The sequence below is a fragment of the Corynebacterium nasorum genome (genome assembly GCF_032821635.1).
Lineage (GTDB): Bacteria > Actinomycetota > Actinomycetes > Mycobacteriales > Mycobacteriaceae > Corynebacterium > Corynebacterium kefirresidentii.
Map to the genome: position 1 here is coordinate 41,220 of NZ_JAVBIE010000005.1, position 17,887 is coordinate 59,106.

A 17,887-nucleotide genomic window follows, 5' to 3' on the forward strand; every position below is an offset into this window, starting at 1 on the left:
CCGGCGACCTATCGCTCCCACGGCTCGATGGGGTTGCCCTGCCATACGGCGTTGGTGGGCACGCGGTCACCGCGCATAACCAGCGAGCCGGGACCCACGGTGGATGCAGTGCCGATGAGCGAGGCAGGCAGCGCCACCGAGTGGGCGGCTAGGGTGGAGCCGTCCTGGATGGTGACGGTATCTAGGCTCATCACGCGGTCCTGGAAAAGGTGGGTTTGCACCACCGTGCCAGGGCCCACGGTGGCGGCCTCACCGACGCGGATGAGGTCCGTTTCCGGGAACCAGTAGGAATCGATCCACGCACCGCGGCCGATTTCCACGCCGAGGGCGCGCAGCCCCAGGTTGATCTCGCCGGAGCCGTAGGTGTGCTGGAAGAACCACGGCGCGGCGACGACCTCCACGAAGGTATCCTGCAGCTCATTGAGCCAGACAAAAGCGGACCACAGCGGGTGGTCAGCCGCGCGGTGCTTGCCCACGCAGATCCACTTCACCGCGACGGTGACGGCCATGGCCACCGCACCCATGCCCATGAGCACGAGGCCGGAGAGGAGCCAGGTCAGGGGGAAGCCGAGGGCGTCGAGAAGCAAGTCGTAGACGCTAAGGGTTGCCGCGAGCAACATGGCAGAAAACATCGGTGCCAAAAGGCGCATGGTTTCCACCACGCCGCGGGCGGCCTTGACGGCAAAGCCCGGGTTATAGGTCAGCGCCTCACCCGAGTTGGCGGGGGAGTCCACCTCTACGGTCACGCGGCGCATGCGCTCTGGCGGCGCACCCCACCAGTTGGCGCCGGCCTTCGTCTTCTTCGGGGTAGAAGAAAGAACGGCAACCAGCGAGTTCTTCGATAGTTTGCGGCCGGGTGCGGTGATGCCGGAGTTGCCCACGAAGGAGCGCTTACCCACCTTGGTCTCGCCGGTGCGCATCCAGCCGCCGCCGAGCTCGTAGCCGCCGATCATGGTGTCATCGGCCAGGAAGGCACCCTCTTTGACCTCGGTGAGCTTGGGGATCATGACCGCGGTGGAGATTTCCACGTTGGCGCCAATCTCCGCGCCGAGCGAGCGCAGCCAGGCTGGGGTCAGCTGGGAGGCATAGAGCGGAAAGAGCTTGGTGCGGGCCTCGTCCATGAGGCGCTCGATGGCCCACAGGCGCCAGCCCGTGGCCGAGCGCACGGGTGCCACGCCCGGGCTAATGCCCAGCGAGAGAATGCGCACGCCCAGCCAGGTCTGCAGCATATAGGTGGCAAAGGCCGCCAGCGCGCCGACGGGCGCGAAGAAGACCGCACCGATGAAGCTATCGCCACCCGTGGAATGCACAAGGGCGAGGACGATGGCCGCGCCTATCGCCAGCGCCACGACCGGCTGGATGGCGAGGAGGACGGAGGTGGCGTCATAGATAGCCACCCACCACGGCCGGCGCTTTGGCGTATGGGACGGGAAGCGGTGCTTGGAGCGGCCCACCTTCTGGGCAGGCGAGCCGGACCAGCGTTGGCCGTCCTTGATCTTCTTGCGGCCGGTAACGGTGGAACCGGCCTCCACGTGGGCATACTTGCGCACCACGGTGCCAGGCAACAGCGTGGAGCGCGCGCCCACGCGAGCGCCTTCCTTGACGTCGATGGCGCCCACATGCAAGATATCGCCGTCCAGCCAATAACCGGAAAGATCCACTTCGGGCTCGATGGCGGCGTGCTTGCCCAGCGTGAGCAGGCCGGTCACCGGCGGCAGGGAGTGTAGGTCCACGCCGCGCTTGACCTTGACGCCAAGCGTGCGGGCGTAGTTATTCACGCGCGTGGCACCGGCCAGGGAGCTCGCGCCGGAGGCATTAGCCCAGCGCTCGGCCGCCCAGATGCGCAGGTGCGTCGACCCGCCGCGCGGGTAATCGCCCGGCTTAATGCCGGCCGTAATAAGACGCGCGCCGTAGCCGCCAATGGGGATGCGGCCGACGGGGGTGACAAAGACGATGAGCAGGGCAATGACCAGCCACCACGGATAGGCCGCGGCCCACTCAAAGCCCAGTGATGCCGCCACGGTAGAACCCAACATGAGCCAGGCCAGCCAGCTGGAGGCGGCCAGTGTCATGACGGGGATCTGAATCAGGGTCTGGGCGAGGCGGGTGCCGAAGCCGATCTTGGTGACCTCGCGCATGGGGACGTCAGCAGCAGCGGGGCGCGGTTCGGCTCCCGCAATGAGCTCGGCCAGCGAGCCCAAGCGTGGGTGGTCGTAGAGGTCGCGCACGGCCACGGTGGGGTAGCGCTCCCTGATATGACCCACGAGGGTCGCGGCCGCGAGCGAGGTGCCGCCGAGAGAGAAGAAATCGGCGTTCTCGTCCTCCACGGATACGCCGAGCGTTTCTACCCACAGCTCCGCGAGCCACTTCTCGGTCTCGGTCAGCGTGGTCGATTCCACGCCCACTCCAGGCAGCGGCCACGGCAGGGCCTTCTTATCCACCTTGCCGGAGGTACGCACCGGCAGCTCTTCCATCACGCAGATGCGTGGGACGAGCGCGGCCGGCATGGTATCGGCCAGGCGAGCGTGCGCGGCCTCGTGATCGAAGCCCTTGGCCTCATCCTCGAGGGAGACATAGCCCACCAGAACGGACTCGCCGCCGGGAGTCTTTTGCACGGCCACGGCCGAGTTGTAGACGTTATCTAGCGCCGCAACATTAGCTTCGACCTCGCCGAGCTCGATGCGGCGCCCGCCAATCTTTACTTGGTCATCCACGCGGCCGACGAAGTACAGCCCGTCTTCTTCCAGGCGAACGTGGTCACCGGTGCGATAGGCGCGCTGCCAGCCCATGGACTCCAGCGGTGCGTATTTTTCCGCGTCCTTGGCCGGATCCAGATAGGACGCCAGTCCCACGCCGCCGATTACCAGCTCGCCGACGCCGCCCATTTCCACGGGCATGCCCTGCTTATCGACGACCACCAGGTCCCAACCGTTAAGCGGCAATCCAATGGACACCGGCCGGCCCGGCAGCATCTGCTGCGCACAGGCGACGACGGTGGCCTCGGTGGGGCCGTAGGTATTCCACATCTCGCGGTCCTCGGTGGCCAAACGGTCCACCAATTCTTGCGAGCAGGCCTCGCCGCCGACGATGAGTAGGCGGATATTGTCGAGAGCCTCGGCCGGCCAGAGGCCCGCCAGGGTGGGCACGGTGGACACGACGGTGATGTCGCGGCGGATGAGCCATGGGCCCAAATCCATGCCGGAACGCACCAGAGACCGCGGTGCTGGGACCAGGCAGCCGCCGTGGCCCCAGGCCAGCCACATCTCCTCGCAGGAGGCATCGAAGGCGACGGACAAGCCGGCGAGCACGCGATCCTCAGGACCTAAGGGCCCGTGCGGGTGGTTGACCAAAAAGAGGCTCGCTTCCGCGTCCACGAAGGCGGCCGCGGAACGATGGCTGACGGCCACGCCTTTAGGCTTGCCGGTCGAACCTGAGGTGAAGATGATCCACGCGGTGTCCTCTGGGCGCGGAGCATTCGTCTCCTCGGCAGGGGCGTCCGGGCGCGCGGAGTCCCGCAGGAAGCGGAATCCGTCGTCCGTGAAAACGCCATCGATATCGGCTTCGCCGAAAACCATCTCGGCGCGCTCGTCAGGGTCATCGGCGTCGACAGGCACATAGGCTGCGCCTGCCGCCAAGGTCGCCAAAATGGCGAGGTAGAGCTCGCGTTTGCCGGAGGTCATCCTAATGCCGATGCGATCGCCGCGGCGCACGCCATTGGCGTGCAGCTCGGCAGCCCATGCCTCGACCTCGTGGATGAGCTCGGAATAGGTGATGATTTCGCCGTCATCAAGCGCGGCGGCATCGGGGTTCATTTCCGCGGTGGTGGTAATGATGTCCCACAGCGTGCGCGGCCGCGGTGCCGCGCTTCCTAGAAGGTACTGCTGTGGGACGAGCGATTCGGGACCCGCCATTTATGCCTCTTCTTCGTCCGCGGCAATGATGGACTTAGCCAACTTTCGCAGATGCTTGAGCTGCTTATTGGTGGACTCATCCAATGCCTCGTCCTCGGCGGTAGCGACCAGCACCGCCAGGTCCTTGTGGGCCTTTGTGCCCTTTTTGGTGGAAGCGACGATCTGGCGGCGGCGATCCTTTGGGTCGCGTTCGCGCTTTGCCCAGCCGCGGTCCTCGAGGGCGTCGATAAGACGCACCATGTCAGAGGCGTCAATGGCCAGGGTTTCGGACAGATAAGACTGCGACGCGGCATCCGCGTCGACCAGACAGGTAAGGACCCAGTACTCGCGCAGCGTTGTCTGCTTGGTCTGCAAAGCAGCCTCTACGCCATCGCGGGTGCGGCGGCGGAGGCGCTCCAATTGGAACGACGGGGACTCGAGCAGGGTCGTTGGGATTACAGAATTATTCGTGGAAGCCATACCATCATCATAATCCCAAAAGATTGGTTAAGGCCAATTAATCCGTTTCGATGGGAAGCCCAGAAGCCTTCCACTTATCCGTGCCGCCATCCACATTGATGGTGTCCCAGCCCAGCGCATGTTCTAGATACTGGCAGACCTGCATGCTGCGACCGCCTGCGTGGCAGATTACGTAGATATCCTTATCTGGGTCGATTTCCTGGATGCGACCCGTAATCTCGCTCATCGGGATGTGGGTCGCGCCCTTCGCGCGCTCCACTGCCCACTCATCATTCTCGCGGACATCAATGAGCTGAGCGCCTTCTGGTACTTCGGTTGGTTGAACGTTTTTCATGCCTCATACCCTAGTCACGCATAGGTCCTTATGCTGCTCCGCGTGCCGCGTCCGAGAAGAGCCGTGAGGAACTAGGGACGGCGACAACATGCGAGCTCGGCCCGTTGCGTCAATTGTCTGTTCCAGCAGCTTTAGCTCTTGTCTCGCCAGATTTGTAGCCCAAACAGTTATCTGCTTCGGCGTTTAACCCCTTGTAGTCGAGGCTTAGAGTATGCCTTGGTCCAAATCCTTGGCATCCGCGGCGGATGTGCGCAGGGCATGAATTTCCAGCGGCAACTGAGATGAATTCAGGCGAACCCGTCTTGGTTGTGATTAGAGTGGCGTACAGCCCACGGTACGGCTTTCTGTTCATGGCGAGAGTGGGGCTTCTCCGCCACGCTTTCAACGCTCATCTGAATTGAAAGGGAAATTTTTGATGCAAAGTCTGGCAGAGATGCGGACAGAGCTTCGACAAGGCACGCTTGAAATCGATGGCATAACCATTGAAAGCGATATCGAGGTGAGCTTGGAGCCTCACACCGAATATATTGTCAACCTCGAATTTGAAGTTCGCCAAGGAACGGCTCCCACTGCAATGAGGCTTAGGACCTTTAGCGCTGAGTTCGTGCTCTTTGATAATGAGACAGAAAACAGCATTCGTCTTACCGATGGCGTTAGCAATAGCGCAGGCTTTCGTCTGCGAACCGGACAAAAGTCAGACTGGCTCAGTGTCTTTAACGAATACCTCCATAGTTACATGGAAGGAGTCGAACCTGGATACGAATGCATGACTGGTGATTCAGGAATTGTTATCACTGAGAGGGAAGGCGACACCATTCACTTTGCCTGCAACAACCGCAGTCCACGGGAGCAGCTAGCTTTTGAGGACGTCACCGGGACGCTGACACTTAGAAAAGTTGGTTCAGCGGAAGAGCATTCCATCGCTCCTGTAGAGGATGGATCGCCAATTCAACAATATTGCTTCATCGACAGCGGCGATGAAGCAATCGATGAAAAGAAGCTCGTTGATATTGCTACTGCGCTTTCGGGCAAGACCTCCCCGAGAAGCGAAGCGGTCACCACCTTAATTGACAGGCTTGAAGGGCTTAACTACACCATCATGTCTTCCGCAGGCAATGCTGTCACCATCGAAGTGGACATCTCGGATGAGGACACCACCGAATTCGCTATGGTCGATGAGGCTCGACTGTGGAATCTCAACCTAGTGAAGGTTAAAACTCGCACCTTGCTGAATCAGAGCACAAACCGGCCAGAAAGTTAGGCCACACCTGCCCGGAATAAAAATGTGAAGGACCGCGTGATTCGTCGTGTTGAAGAACGGGTTCTGGCGGAGAGCACGCAGGTGCAAGCCGCGGATCTGGCTGTGGCACTTAAATCGTCGGTTCGTGTGAGGAGTCGATGTCGTTTTCTGTAAATAGCGTCGGAAATTGGGGGGTTCGCGCTCTATTTACCGTGAGCGTCGTGCGGGCTGCCCGCGGCGATTCTTGTGTGGCGCATCGGGTCAAAGTGACACACACGGCGCTGGCCCCGCGGAGGCCTGCGTGCGCGTTTTAACGGTGCGCGGAGAGGTACTCCAGAATCGCCTTGACGCGGCGGTTGTCCTCGCTGGGGTCTAAGCGAAGCTTGGTGAAGATGTTGGAGACATGCTTGGCCACCGCGGCGGCGGATAAAACGAGCTCGGCGGCGATGTCCTTGTTGGACTTGCCGCGGGACATTAATTCGAGAACCTCGCGCTCGCGCGGGGTGAGCTCGCCCAAGCCGCTGCGTCCGGAGCTCATGAGAGCTTGAGCCACGGTGGGGTCGATGACGGTGCCGCCCTGGGCCACCACGTCCAGGCTGGCCAGGAAGTCGCGCACCTCGGAGACACGGTCCTTCAAAAGGTAGCCGGTGCCGGCCTCGGGGGAGTCGAAGAGCTCCACCGCATAGGCCGGGGCCACGTATTGGGAGAGCACCATGACAGGCAGGCCCGGGTAGGCGTTTCTCAAATTCACGGCGGCTTTCAAACCATCGTCGCCCATGCCCGGCGGCATGCGTACGTCCGTGATGACGATGTCTGGCAGGTCGTCGCGCAGTTTATCCACCACAGCCTCGAGCGAAGGGGCAGAGGAAGCCTGGTCCACTACAGAGTGCCCGCGGCGCTCCAACAGGCCGGCCAGGCCCTCGCGCAGAATGGCGGAGTCATCCGCTACCACAATCCTTAAGCTCATCTTTTACACTCCTGGCTGTCCGCGATCGAGAAGAAGGGGAGTGGACCCGGCCACCCGGGTCGGGCCGCCAGGCGGTGAGGACAAAGACATTTCTCCGCCGAAGGCAGCAAGACGCTCGGCCATCCCCGCCAGGCCGCGCCCGGGGACGACCTGTGCGCCGCCGGGGCCCTCATCCACCACGGTGATGCGCAGCGAATCGTCCGAGGTCACCAGCACCGAAACCGGCGCGCCCGGCGCATGCTTGGCCGCATTCGTCAAAGCTTCCGTGCCGAAGAAATAGCCGCAGGCCAGCACGGAGGCGGAGAGCTCAGGCAGAGAATGCGGGGCAAAGACGCTGACGTGGGGGCCGTGGGAGGAGGCGGCGTCGGCAAGCGCGGCGACCAGGCCGTGATCCTGCAGCACCTGTGGGTGAATACCGTGCACCGTGGCGCGCAGGGAATTCAGGCCGCGGTCCACGTCCTGCTTTGCGGCGGTGAGGAGCTCGGTGAGGCCAGCGGGGGCGTCGAGAAGAGCCTCGCCCAACTTCATGCTCGCGGCCACGAGGTATTGCTGCGCGCCGTCGTGCAGGTCGCGCTCGATGCGGGCGCGCTCGACCTCGTAGGCGTCCGCGATGGCGCGGCGCGAGGCCGTGAGCTGCGCAATCTGCTGCGCCTGCTGCTGCTCGTGCGTGGTGGGTTGGGGATTCTTTCGGAACACGGTTCACAGCATATCGGGTGTCCCGAACTACAGGGGTAGTGCTGGCACTACCTTAAAGAGCAACGCTAGGGCTGTTCTTTCCGCGGGCCCGGCACGGTGAAATGAGAGACATGGCACAGATACTTTCCCTGACAGACATCACCAAGGACTTCGGCGGCGGCCCGGTGCTCGCCGGAATTTCCCTCGACATTGAACCGGGCGAGCTCGTGGCTGTCATGGGGCCGTCTGGCTCCGGCAAGTCCACGCTGCTGCACTGCATGTCCGGCGTGCTCACCCCCACGCACGGTAGCGTGCGCTACGGGGACGAGGAGCTCTCCGCGCTTTCCGACACCCCCGCTCCCGCACCCGCCTGCGCAACTTCGGCTTCGTCTTCCAGGATGGTCAGCTGCTGCCGGAGCTCAGCAACGTGGATAACGTGGCGCTGCCGGCCATGCTTAACGGTATGGGGCGGGGTGCGGCCCGCAGGCGCGCGATGGAGCTTCTTGATCAGCTGGGCCTGGGTGGCCTGGCGGACCGCCGCCCGGCGCAGGTCTCCGGTGGCCAGGCTCAGCGCGTGACCATTGCGCGTGCGCTAGTGGCGAACCCAGGCGTTGTCTTCGCCGACGAGCCGACCGGTGCGCTGGATCAGTCCACCGGCCACGAGGTCATGCAGATGCTCACCACCATCGTGCGCCAGGCCGGGGCGAGCCTGGTCATGGTCACGCACGACCCGAAGGTGGCCGATTGGATGCAGCGCCGCGTGGAGATTCGCGATGGCATCATTCACGACGACCGCCGCCTGGGGGTGATTCGATGAACACCGCCACCTTGGTCTATGACCTGCAGCGCGAATCCATTCGCGCGCGCTCGGGCACGGGCATCGTCTCTCTATTGGCGATTGTGAGCCTGACCATCGGTTCCGCCATCGCCTTTTTGGTTGCGGGCGGCACCTGGATGTTTTGGGAGCGCGCCCAGCACGTCGAGGACGCCGCGCCCGCCCTCAAGGAGGCCTTTGGCAACGAGATGGAGGCCTTCCTCTATCCCTGGTTCGCCCTGGCTCTCTTTTCCTGCGCGTTCATCCTTCCCGCGCTGTTTAACCTCACCTCCCAGGCCGCCGTCCTGGGTGCGTCCGGAAGGGAGCAGCGCCTAGCCACCCTGCGCCTGCTGGGCTTAAGCTCCCGCCAGGTGGAGCGCATGGCAATTGTGGAAACCGGCCTCCAGGCGGTGATCGGCATCGTGCTCGGCGGGTTGATTAGCCTACTCGTCGCACCGGTCTTTACCCAGCTGGACTTCCAAATGCGGCCCATTGACCTGACAGAGATTCTGCTGCCCTGGTGGGGATATATAGCCGTGGCCGGCGTGCTCTTCCTCCTGGCCATCGGCGCGGCACTGTACGGCATGCGCCGCGTGCGGGTGAGCCCGCTGGGCGTGGCCAAACGCCAGATGCCCGCGGCCTACCGCTGGTGGCGCGCCATCGTCTTCCTCATCATCGTGGCAGTCGGCGGCGTGTTCCTCACGGGCAAGGCGGGCCCGCCCACCGCGATGGTCATCGTGGTCATGTTTGGCATGCTGATGAGCATCAACCTCATCGCGCCTTTCATCCTGCAGTTGGGCGCGCACGTCTTCTCCCTCTTCCCCGGAACCGCGCACTTCGTGGCCTGCCAGCGCGTGGCGGGCAATGCCCGCCCGGCATGGCGGCGCAGCGCTGCCATCGGCTTCTTCGGCTACCTGGCCGGCTTCCTCGTTGCCGCGCCCCTGGGCTCCGATGCCTTGGCCTCGGTGCTCGAAGAAGATCCCGGAATGAACGTGGTGTTCAAGGACATCTCCACTGGCGTTGTACTAACCCTCGTTTTCGGCTTCACGTTGACCACCATGTCCATCATCCTGGGTCAGGTTTCCGGCATCTTCGAGGACAAGGAGCTCATCCGCTCTCTGGATTTGATGGGCGTGCCGCGCGGCTTCCAGTTCCGCTCCGGGGCGCTGACCGTCATGGGGCCGGTCGTGGCCTTGAGCTCCTTCGGTTTTCTCTTCGGCGGCGGAATTGCTTCGCTGATGTTTTTCTCCAACGTCGAGCAAAGCGACGTCGATGTGAGCGCTCGCCTGCTTATGGCCTTCGGCTTCCTGGCGGTGGGCTGGGTGGTCACGCTTCTTGCCATTGTCCTTGTTGAACCGTTGCGCGGCTACGTGCTGCGCACAGGAGGTCGAAAAGAATGAAAAAAGAATGAAAACTGTACTGAAAATTCTTGGCGGACTCTTCAGCGTTGCCTTTATCGCGGTGTTCGCCGCCGTGTACTTCCTCGGCCCCTCCTATGGCGGGGCGCTGCTGGGCTAGCCCTATTTTCTTTTCAACGCCAGCGAAAAACACATCAACACCGCGGTGGTGGATACCGCAGCGTATACCGGAATCTATGGCGAGAGTGAAGAATTTCAGCGCGCCCGCGAGGCTTTGAAAGAGGACCCGACCAACGCGGAGCTCCTCGATGCCGCCATCGACGCCGCCTCCTCCGCCGAAGCCATCCTCCTGACCTTCCGCGGCCTGGACAACGTGCGCACCTTCGGCGAGCCGACCGCCGGCTACGCCTCCGCCAACGTGGTGCTGGATTACCCGGACGGCCGCTCGCTCATGCTCACTACTGCCAAGGACAAGGCGTGCACAGGTGAGGAGTTCGTCGAGGACCCCATCGCTCCTGATGCTCCGGAATCTGAGCTCGACGGCTGGCTTGCCTCCCATTGTGGCTTCTAAGGCGCGGTTTTCGTCCACAGGTGCCTTTAACGTTCACGGCAAATAACGCCCCGAAACACGCTATTTTTCGCCACTATGTACCGTGAACGACAGTGATTAGTCGGAAAACGCGAAAGGTACGCTTCGGCGCGCGGTGGGAAACCTCTTCGGTCCCCACCGTCTGCGGAAACGTACCTTCACAGTGCCGCCGTTAGCGTGCGGCAGAAGCGCTTACTTGAAGCGAGCCTTAGCCTCTTCGAGGATCTTCTCTGCCTCGTCCTTGTCGCCCCAGCCGGAGCCAGTGACTTCCTTGTTCGGCTCCAGGTCCTTGTAGTGGACGAAGAAGTGCTCGATTTCGTCCTTGATGTGCTGCTCCACATCGTTGATGTCCTGGTAGCGCTCCCAGCGCGGGTCATCGATGACGGCGAGCAGCTTGTCGTCGCCGCCGGCCTCGTCGGTCATCTTGAAGACGCCGACGATGCGGGCCTCAACGACTACGCCCGGGAAGACCGGCTCCGGCAGGATGACCAGGGCGTCGAGCGGGTCGCCGTCCTCGCCCAGGGTGTGGTCGATGAAGCCATAGTCAGCCGGGTAAGCCATCGGGGTGAACAGGTAACGGTCGAGGTAGACCTTGCCGGAATCGTGGTCAACCTCGTACTTGTTGCGGGAGCCCTTCGGGATTTCAATGGTTACTTCAACGCTCACAGCGATGTCCTCCATGGGGGATTGGGTATCAATTACTGCCCATAGTCTAGCGCGTTGCGGATTCGCGCTAGGGTTAAAGGCAATGAAAGCAAAGCATGTTTGGTGGTCAGCGACCGCGCTCGTGGTAGCGGCAGCGGTCGGAGGTACGGCTGCGCTGGGCGTTACCCTCCAGCGCGAATACGGCGATCTCTCGCACGGGGAGGCGCAGGCGGTCGAGGCTCCTGAGGAGCCGTTGAGCGCAGCAGAGCCGGGAGAGGCAGACCTGGATGCGCTGAGCGCGAAGCTGGATGAGCTCGCCAAGAATAAGGACCTTGCCACTTTTGGCGGCGAGGTGATCGATACCGAAACCGGTGACGTGGTGTGGCAGCGCGACGCGGATAAGCGGCTTACCCCGGCCTCGTCTACGAAGGTCCTTACCACTGCGGCGGCGACGTTGGCGCTGGATGAGAATGAGAAAATCACCACCAAGGTCTACCGTGGGTCGAACGAAAAGAACGTGGTCATTAAAGCCGCGGGCGATGTGTGGATGACGCACGAACAGCTCGATGATTTGGCCGAGCAGATTTCGAAGAACGTCGAGCAGGTCGATGGCGTCTACGTCGATACCTCAGTGTGGTCCGGCGAGGCGCAGGCCCCAGGCTGGGATCCGGAAAACGTGGACGGCGGCTTCGTCGCGCCGATGGAACCGGCCATGCTCTACGGTGGTCGCTTGGGCGCGACGACGGGGGACGTGCCGAGGAGTCATGAGCCGGCTTTGGACGTCGCTAAGCAGCTAGGCGATCGCCTCGGCGCGGGCAAGGTAGGCATGGGCTCTGTGGCGGAGAACGCGCAGGAGGTGGCGAGCGTGGATTCGCCGCCGTTAGCGGACCGCGCCCGAGAAATGGTGCGCCATTCCGATAACGTCATGGCCGAAGCCATTGCGCGTGAGCTGGCGATGTCCCGTGGCAAGGAAGCCAGCTTTGAAGGCGATACGCAGGCCACGCTCGAGGTGCTGCGGGAGCAAGGATTCGACGTCGAGGGTGTCGACATTAAGGACAATTCCGGGCTCTCGGTGGATAATCGGCTCACGGCCGGGCTGCTGACGCAACTTATTAATGGCGCGGTCAAGGATCCGCGCCTGCGCCCGCTGGTGTCCTACCTTCCGGTAGCCGGCGGCGATGGCACGCTGTACGAGCGCTACGGCGATTCCGCGGCCAAGGGTTACGTGCGAGCTAAGACCGGCACGCTGACTGGGGTCTCGGCCTTGGCCGGCACCGCGCAGGGTGATTCCGGGCGCGTATATGCCTTTGCCTTCCTGGTGAATGACGGCGATATTTTGGCCGCCCGCAAGGCCCAAGACGCGTTGGCTTCTGCTCTGCATGAGTTCTAATAAGCCCTTTTGGCCGCGGGTTTCGCCGCACTTTCTGGCGTGTCGGCGCGGCGTGCGCGCCGCTGGCCTTGACCACGCAGTGGCGGTGGGGCTGTCCGGAGGCGCGGATTCGCTGGCTCTCCTGGCGGCGCTGGTGGCGGAGGGGCACGAGGTGCTCGCGCTGTGCGTGGACCACGGGTTGCAGGACGGATCGCGGGCGCAGGCCGAGCGCGCGGCCGACCAGGCGCGAACGCTAGGCGCGCGGGCGCAGGTGCTTAGCGTTGAGGCGGACGCTGCGGCGGGGGCGGAGTCGATGGAGGCGGCCGCGCGGGCGGCGCGGTATCGGGCACTGGCCGCCGCGTGCGCGGACGAAGGATTAGAGGTTGCCGTGGCGCATACGGCCGATGACCAGGCGGAAACGCTTTTGCTCGGCGCGCTGCGCGGACGGGTGGCCGGCATGAGTGAGCGCAGCGAGGTGGAAGGCGCCCGCGTGGTGCGGCCGCTGTTGAACGTGCGCCGCGCCGATACCGAGGGCGCCTGCGCGGAATTGGGGCTTTCGGTGTGGCAGGACCCGCAGAATGCGGACACGAATTTTCGCCGCGTGGCGCTGCGCCGCGAGGTAATCCCGCAGTTGAGCCGCATCATCGGCGGGGATGCGGTGCCAGCGCTGGCGCAAGCGGCACGTGACGCCGCGCTTGACGATGCCGCTCTCTACACCCCACCCACCACGGACTGCGCGGAGCTGGCGGCATTGGCAGAACCGCGGCGTCGGCGAGCGATCGCGGCGTGGCTAGTCAGCGAAGGGGTAGAGGTGACCCGGAGGGGAGTGGGGGACGTCGCTAAGCTGTGTACCCACTGGCGCGGGCAAGGGCCGGTGGCTGTGCGATCGGCGCGGCAGGTGGGGCAGAGGTTGGAAGTAGCCCGTATAGGTGGCAAACTGGCACTGTTGTCTGGTCATTAAAGGAGCCCACTCGTGCACGACAAGAAAGACTTCGCCGTTCCCGCAAACCGCTACGGTGAGGATGTAGAAGCAATCCTCATTGGAGAAGAGGAACTGCAAAACCGCGTCCAAGAACTCGCGGATATGGTCTCTGAAAAGTATGCCGACGCTGAGCAAGACCTGCTTTTGGTCTGCGTGCTCAAGGGCGCGGCCTTCTTCCTTACGGATTTCGCGCGCAAGCTATCTATCCCCTCTGAGTTGGAGTTTATGGCCGTGTCCTCCTATGGCGCCTCCACTTCTTCTTCCGGTGTGGTGCGCATTTTGAAGGACCTGGACCGCGATATTGCGGGGCGCAACGTGCTTATTGTGGAAGACATTATTGATTCCGGCCTTACCCTGTCATGGCTTATTCGGAACCTGAAGGGGCGAAACCCAGCCTCGCTTGATGTGGTCACGCTGCTGCGTAAGCCGGAGGTAGTAAAGGCCGATATCGACCTTTTGGATGTGGGCTTTGATATCCCTAATGAATTCGTCATCGGCTACGGGCTAGATTATGCGGAACGCTACCGCGATCTGCCCTACGTGGGCACCCTTCACCCTGATGTCTACACCACCGACTAAAATCGCGCAGTAATGAAAAATAACAAGATTATTCGCTACGGCGGGATTGCGGCACTTATCCTTATCGCGCTGTACGCTTTTACCTTCTTTAGCAACGATGCCCGCGGCTACGTGCAAGCGGATACCTCCGTTGCACTGACCCAGCTTAAAGACAAAAACGTCGATGAGGTGGAAATTGATGACCGCGAGCAGCGCCTGCGCATCAAGCTCAAGGACGAAATCACGGTAGACGAGCGCGAAGGCGTGAAGGAGATTGTGGCCAAGTACCCGGCCCGCGCCTCCGAGCAGGTCTTTAACTCTGTCAAGGATTCTGGTGCCCAGAAGTACCAGACCAATGTCACGCAGGAATCCTTCTTGGGCTCCATGCTCAGCATGCTGCTGCCGATGATCATCCTCTTCGGTGTGCTCTTCTGGCTCATGTCCCGCATGCAGCAGGGTGCAGGCGGCATGTTTGGTATCGGCGGGTCCAAGGCTAAGGAACTGACCAAGGATATGCCGACCAATACTTTTGAGGACGTGGCCGGCGCGGACGAAGCCGTGGACGAGCTGCAAGAGATCAAGGACTTCTTGGATGACCCCACCCGCTACCACGACCTAGGCGCCAAGATCCCGCGCGGCGTGCTGCTTTATGGCCCTCCGGGTACCGGTAAGACCTTGCTGGCCCGCGCCGTGGCTGGCGAGGCCGGCGTGCCGTTTTATTCCATCTCCGGTTCTGACTTTGTGGAGATGTTCGTCGGCGTGGGTGCCTCCCGCGTGCGCGACCTGTTCAAGCAGGCGAAGGAAAATAGCCCCTGCATCATCTTCGTGGACGAGATTGACGCCGTGGGCCGCCAGCGCGGTTCCGGCACCGGCGGCGGCCACGATGAGCGCGAGCAGACCCTCAACCAGCTCCTGGTAGAAATGGACGGCTTTGGTGACCGTGAAGGCGTAATCCTCATCGCCGCCACCAACCGCCCGGACATCCTCGATCCGGCGCTGCTGCGCCCAGGCCGCTTTGACCGCCAGATTCCGGTCACCAACCCGGACTTGGCCGGCCGCGAGCAGATCCTGCGCGTGCACGCGAAGAATAAGCCGCTGGCAGAAGAGGTTGACGTAGCGCAGCTGGCCAAGCGCACTGCCGGCATGTCCGGTGCGGACCTGGCCAACGTACTCAACGAGGCCGCTTTGCTTACCGCCCGCATCGGCGGCAACGTCATTACCTATGACGCTTTGGAAGAGGCCACCGACCGCGTCGTGGGCGGCCCGCGCCGCCAGGGCAAGATCATCTCCGAGCACGAGAAGAAAGTCACCGCTTACCACGAGGGCGGACACACGCTTTCCGCGTGGGCACTCAAGGATATTGAGCGCGTGTACAAGGTCACCATCTTGGCCCGCGGTCGCACCGGCGGCCACGCCATGACTTCGCAGGAAGATGACAAGGGCATGTACACCCGCGATGAGCTTTTCTCCCGCCTGGTCTTTGCCATGGGCGGTCGCGCGGCCGAGGAACTGGTCTTCGGTGCGCCGACGACCGGTGCGTCCTCCGATATCGAAAACGCCACCAAGATCGCTCGTTCCATGCTCACCGAGTACGGTTTCTCGCCGGAGCTCGGCACCGTGAAGTACGGCAAGGAGCAGGGCGATCCCTTTAGCCAGATGGGTGGCGGCGGCTCCATCGAGTACTCCGATGAGGTTGCTTCCAAGATCGATGAGCAGATGCGCTACTTGCTCGAGCGCGCGCACGAGCAGGCCTATGACATCCTGCGCAATAACCGCTACTACCTGGATAAGCTGGCAGAGGCCTTGCTGGAGAAGGAAACCCTGCGCCGCCCCGACCTGGAGCGAATCTTCGATGGCATCGAGCCACGCGAAGCCTTCGACGTTTTCCCAGGCGAGGATGATCGCTTCCCCCGCCAGATTGGTTATGCGCCGGTCAAGACCCCGGTCGAGCTGGCTAAGGAGCGCGGCGAGGAGCTGCCTAAGCGCATGACGCTTCTCGATGCCTCCAGGGCCGCCCGTGAGCGCCGCCTCGCCGGTGAAGAACCGAAGGGTGAAGTGGGCTTCAACTTTGGCCAGCACGCTGGCGATTACGTCGATCCGGACACCGCCCGCGAGTTGGGAAGCACCCCAACAAACCAGGGCAAGGAGTCCACAGACACCAAACGAGCTGGCGCACAGCCTGATCGGCCGGCTCAGCCTTCCGAACCCGCTGAGCGTCCGACGGCACGCCCTGCCGCACGCCCCGCTACGGGCGGCGGTAAGCATCACAAGCCGGATGCCGGCGCGGATGCTGAGGCTGAGACCAGCCAGTGGTTTAGCCCTGGCTGGGACGAGAAGGATCGCCGCAAGAATCCCTATGCGCGCGAGGACGACAAGCAAGAAGATAACTAATGCCTGATAATCACATTCCCGCCCGTGCCCCCTTCGACCAGGACCGGGCGGAGGCGGCGGTACGCGAGTTGCTCCTTGCAGTGGGGGAGGACCCCGACCGCGAGGGTTTGCGCGAAACCCCGGCCCGTGTGGCCCGCGCCTACCGCGAGGTCTTTGCCGGCCTGCACGAAGACCCAACCGAGGTCTTGCACAAGACCTTCGCCGAGGACCACCAAGAACTGGTCCTGGTGCGCGATATCCCTATCTATTCCACCTGCGAGCACCACTTGGTGCCGTTCTACGGCGTGGCGCACATTGGTTATATCCCAGGTAAAGACGGCCACGTCACCGGCTTGAGCAAGCTTGCCCGCCTAGCGGATATGTACGCCAAGCGCCCCCAGGTCCAAGAGCGCCTGACCCAGCAGGTCGCGGATGCCCTGGTGGAGGTCCTTGGCGCGCAGTCCGTCATCGTGGTCATCGAGTGCGAGCATTTGTGCATGGCCATGCGCGGCATCCGCAAGCCCGGTGCGACGACAACCACCTCCGCGGTGCGCGGAGGCTTCAAAAATAATGCCGCCTCTCGTGCAGAGGTACTCAGCCTGATTCGTAGCTAAATTCGGTTCACCATTAAAAGCCTTAAGGAGCACGCCATGCAGCAGGCAACCTCGGTTTCGGATCTGACCCGGAGCAATCGCACTCTGGTGATGGGCATCGTCAACGTTACGGAGGATTCCTTTTCCGATGGCGGCCGGTGGTTGGACTTTGATGCCGCCATTAATCACGCCCGCGAGCTCGTGGCGCAGGGTGCTGACATGATTGACGTCGGCGGCGAATCCACCCGCCCGGGCGCGGTCCGCGTGGAGGCGGACGTCGAGGAGCGCCGCGTGGTGCCCGTCATTCAGGCCTTGAGCAAGCTCGGCATCCGCACCTCCGTGGATACGATGCGCGCCTCGGTGGCACGTGCGGCGACAGCGGCCGGCGTGGACATGATTAATGATGTCTCTGGTGGCCTGGCGGATCCTGAGATGTATCGCGCGATGGCCGAGGCCGGCGTGCCCGTGTGCCTCATGCACTGGCGTACGCTGCAGGAGGGCGCATTCGGCTCCGCGGCCGGCAGCGCGGATCACGGCGGCGATGTGGTGCGCGATGTGCGAGAAACCCTAGAACGCCTGGCGAATAACGCGCTAGACGCCGGCGTGCGCCGCGATAATATCGTGCTCGATCCGGGCTTGGGCTTTGCCAAAACCCCGCAGGATAATTGGGCGTTGCTCAAGGCCCTGCCGGAGTTCCTCGGCGGCGAATTTCCCCTCCTGGTAGGAGCATCCCGTAAACGCTTCCTGGCCGCCATTCGGGAGGATCGCGGCGTGGAGTCCAGCCCGCTGCTGGCCGATCCCGCTACCGCGGCCGTAACCGCCATTTCCGCCCAGATGGGGGCGTGGGGTGTGCGCGTGCATGAGGTTGCTGTCTCCCGCGACGCCGTGGATGTGGCGGCCGCTTGGAACGCCGGCAATGACTACACAGGCGGGGTCAACGCCAGCGGCAGCTATAGCAATGGCGCTGATGGCAATGGAACTATGAAGTCCACGGCTCTATCACGTAAACCTGAGGAGTAAATC

General features: G+C 62.9%; 15 protein-coding genes and 1 pseudogene. 10 read left to right on the forward strand and 6 right to left on the reverse strand.

The window, feature by feature from the left end:
- Positions 1-8: 8 nt before the first annotated feature.
- The 3 genes from RAE07_RS05620 to RAE07_RS05630 are packed head-to-tail and all read right to left on the reverse strand — an operon-like array spanning position 9 to position 4,704.
- On the reverse strand, positions 9-3,911 hold the full coding sequence (locus tag RAE07_RS05620; protein WP_317001497.1) for a Pls/PosA family non-ribosomal peptide synthetase: 3,903 nt from the start codon (positions 3,909-3,911) through the stop codon (positions 9-11).
- Positions 3,912-4,370, reverse strand: coding sequence for a MarR family winged helix-turn-helix transcriptional regulator (locus RAE07_RS05625; protein ID WP_023019947.1), 459 nt, complete (start codon positions 4,368-4,370; stop codon positions 3,912-3,914).
- Positions 4,371-4,407: 37 nt separating this feature from the next.
- Positions 4,408-4,704, reverse strand: coding sequence for a rhodanese-like domain-containing protein (locus RAE07_RS05630; protein WP_023019946.1), 297 nt, complete (start codon positions 4,702-4,704; stop codon positions 4,408-4,410).
- Between the two features lie 415 nt (positions 4,705-5,119).
- Between RAE07_RS05630 and RAE07_RS05635 the strand changes: the two genes are divergently transcribed.
- The gene (locus RAE07_RS05635) at positions 5,120-5,965 is read left to right on the forward strand and encodes a hypothetical protein (protein ID WP_317001498.1); all 846 of its coding nucleotides are present in this window, start codon (positions 5,120-5,122) and stop codon (positions 5,963-5,965) included.
- 289 nt (positions 5,966-6,254) lie between these two features.
- On the opposite strand, the gene RAE07_RS05640 is transcribed toward RAE07_RS05635, so the two are convergent.
- Positions 6,255-6,911, reverse strand: coding sequence for a LuxR C-terminal-related transcriptional regulator (locus RAE07_RS05640; protein ID WP_023019944.1), 657 nt, complete (start codon positions 6,909-6,911; stop codon positions 6,255-6,257).
- Between the two features lie 3 nt (positions 6,912-6,914).
- On the reverse strand, positions 6,915-7,607 hold the full coding sequence (locus tag RAE07_RS05645) for a sensor histidine kinase (protein WP_317001499.1): 693 nt from the start codon (positions 7,605-7,607) through the stop codon (positions 6,915-6,917).
- Positions 7,608-7,717: 110 nt separating this feature from the next.
- Here RAE07_RS05645 and RAE07_RS05650 point away from each other — a divergent pair.
- The 3 genes and pseudogenes from RAE07_RS05650 (at position 7,718) to RAE07_RS05660 (ending at position 10,329) form a co-directional block, all read left to right on the forward strand.
- A pseudogene (locus tag RAE07_RS05650) lies at positions 7,718-8,403 on the forward strand (ABC transporter ATP-binding protein).
- Positions 8,400-9,800: an FtsX-like permease family protein gene (locus tag RAE07_RS05655; RefSeq protein WP_023019941.1), complete on the forward strand. Its 1,401-nt coding sequence runs from the start codon at positions 8,400-8,402 to the stop codon at positions 9,798-9,800. Before RAE07_RS05650 ends, RAE07_RS05655 begins: the two are co-directional and overlap by 4 nt.
- A 163-nt stretch (positions 9,801-9,963) precedes the next feature.
- On the forward strand, positions 9,964-10,329 hold the full coding sequence (locus tag RAE07_RS05660; protein ID WP_023019940.1) for a S41 family peptidase: 366 nt from the start codon (positions 9,964-9,966) through the stop codon (positions 10,327-10,329).
- Positions 10,330-10,539: 210 nt separating this feature from the next.
- Here RAE07_RS05660 and RAE07_RS05665 read toward each other — a convergent pair whose 3' ends face one another.
- On the reverse strand, positions 10,540-11,028 hold the full coding sequence (locus RAE07_RS05665) for an inorganic diphosphatase (protein WP_317001500.1): 489 nt from the start codon (positions 11,026-11,028) through the stop codon (positions 10,540-10,542).
- A 67-nt stretch (positions 11,029-11,095) separates the two neighbouring features.
- On the opposite strand from RAE07_RS05665, the gene dacB reads away from it, so the two are divergent.
- From dacB to folP, 6 genes are read left to right on the forward strand one after another with little or no spacing between them, the layout of a single operon-like run.
- Positions 11,096-12,382: a D-alanyl-D-alanine carboxypeptidase/D-alanyl-D-alanine endopeptidase gene (gene dacB, locus RAE07_RS05670; protein ID WP_239208087.1), complete on the forward strand. Its 1,287-nt coding sequence runs from the start codon at positions 11,096-11,098 to the stop codon at positions 12,380-12,382.
- Entirely contained in the window at positions 12,372-13,322 is a 951-nt protein-coding gene (gene tilS / locus RAE07_RS05675) for a tRNA lysidine(34) synthetase TilS (protein ID WP_317001502.1), read from the forward strand. The genes dacB and tilS overlap by 11 nt, the downstream gene beginning before the upstream one ends.
- A 12-nt stretch (positions 13,323-13,334) precedes the next feature.
- Complete coding sequence (gene hpt, locus RAE07_RS05680; protein ID WP_248100091.1) at positions 13,335-13,922, forward strand: hypoxanthine phosphoribosyltransferase; 588 nt, start codon at positions 13,335-13,337, stop codon at positions 13,920-13,922.
- 12 nt (positions 13,923-13,934) lie between these two features.
- Positions 13,935-16,292, forward strand: coding sequence for an ATP-dependent zinc metalloprotease FtsH (gene ftsH / locus RAE07_RS05685; RefSeq protein WP_023019935.1), 2,358 nt, complete (start codon positions 13,935-13,937; stop codon positions 16,290-16,292).
- A complete protein-coding gene (gene folE, locus RAE07_RS05690) occupies positions 16,292-16,885 on the forward strand; it encodes a GTP cyclohydrolase I FolE (protein ID WP_023019934.1) in 594 nt (197 codons plus the stop codon). Before ftsH ends, folE begins: the two co-directional genes overlap by 1 nt.
- A 36-nt stretch (positions 16,886-16,921) precedes the next feature.
- Entirely contained in the window at positions 16,922-17,884 is a 963-nt protein-coding gene (gene folP, locus RAE07_RS05695; RefSeq protein WP_023019933.1) for a dihydropteroate synthase, read from the forward strand.
- Positions 17,885-17,887 lie beyond the last annotated feature (3 nt).

Coding starts and splice junctions, on each gene's coding strand:
- RAE07_RS05640 (WP_023019944.1), bottom strand. CDS start 6,911: ATGAGCTTAAGGATTGTGGTAGCGGATGACTCCGCCATTCTGCGCGAG.
- dacB (WP_239208087.1), top strand. CDS start 11,096: ATGAAAGCAAAGCATGTTTGGTGGTCAGCGACCGCGCTCGTGGTAGCG.
- RAE07_RS05630 (WP_023019946.1), bottom strand. CDS start 4,704: ATGAAAAACGTTCAACCAACCGAAGTACCAGAAGGCGCTCAGCTCATT.
- RAE07_RS05620 (WP_317001497.1), bottom strand. CDS start 3,911: ATGGCGGGTCCCGAATCGCTCGTCCCACAGCAGTACCTTCTAGGAAGC.
- tilS (WP_317001502.1), top strand. CDS start 12,372: ATGAGTTCTAATAAGCCCTTTTGGCCGCGGGTTTCGCCGCACTTTCTG.
- folE (WP_023019934.1), top strand. CDS start 16,292: ATGCCTGATAATCACATTCCCGCCCGTGCCCCCTTCGACCAGGACCGG.
- RAE07_RS05635 (WP_317001498.1), top strand. CDS start 5,120: ATGCAAAGTCTGGCAGAGATGCGGACAGAGCTTCGACAAGGCACGCTT.
- RAE07_RS05655 (WP_023019941.1), top strand. CDS start 8,400: ATGAACACCGCCACCTTGGTCTATGACCTGCAGCGCGAATCCATTCGC.
- RAE07_RS05625 (WP_023019947.1), bottom strand. CDS start 4,370: ATGGCTTCCACGAATAATTCTGTAATCCCAACGACCCTGCTCGAGTCC.
- folP (WP_023019933.1), top strand. CDS start 16,922: ATGCAGCAGGCAACCTCGGTTTCGGATCTGACCCGGAGCAATCGCACT.
- ftsH (WP_023019935.1), top strand. CDS start 13,935: ATGAAAAATAACAAGATTATTCGCTACGGCGGGATTGCGGCACTTATC.
- RAE07_RS05665 (WP_317001500.1), bottom strand. CDS start 11,028: ATGGAGGACATCGCTGTGAGCGTTGAAGTAACCATTGAAATCCCGAAG.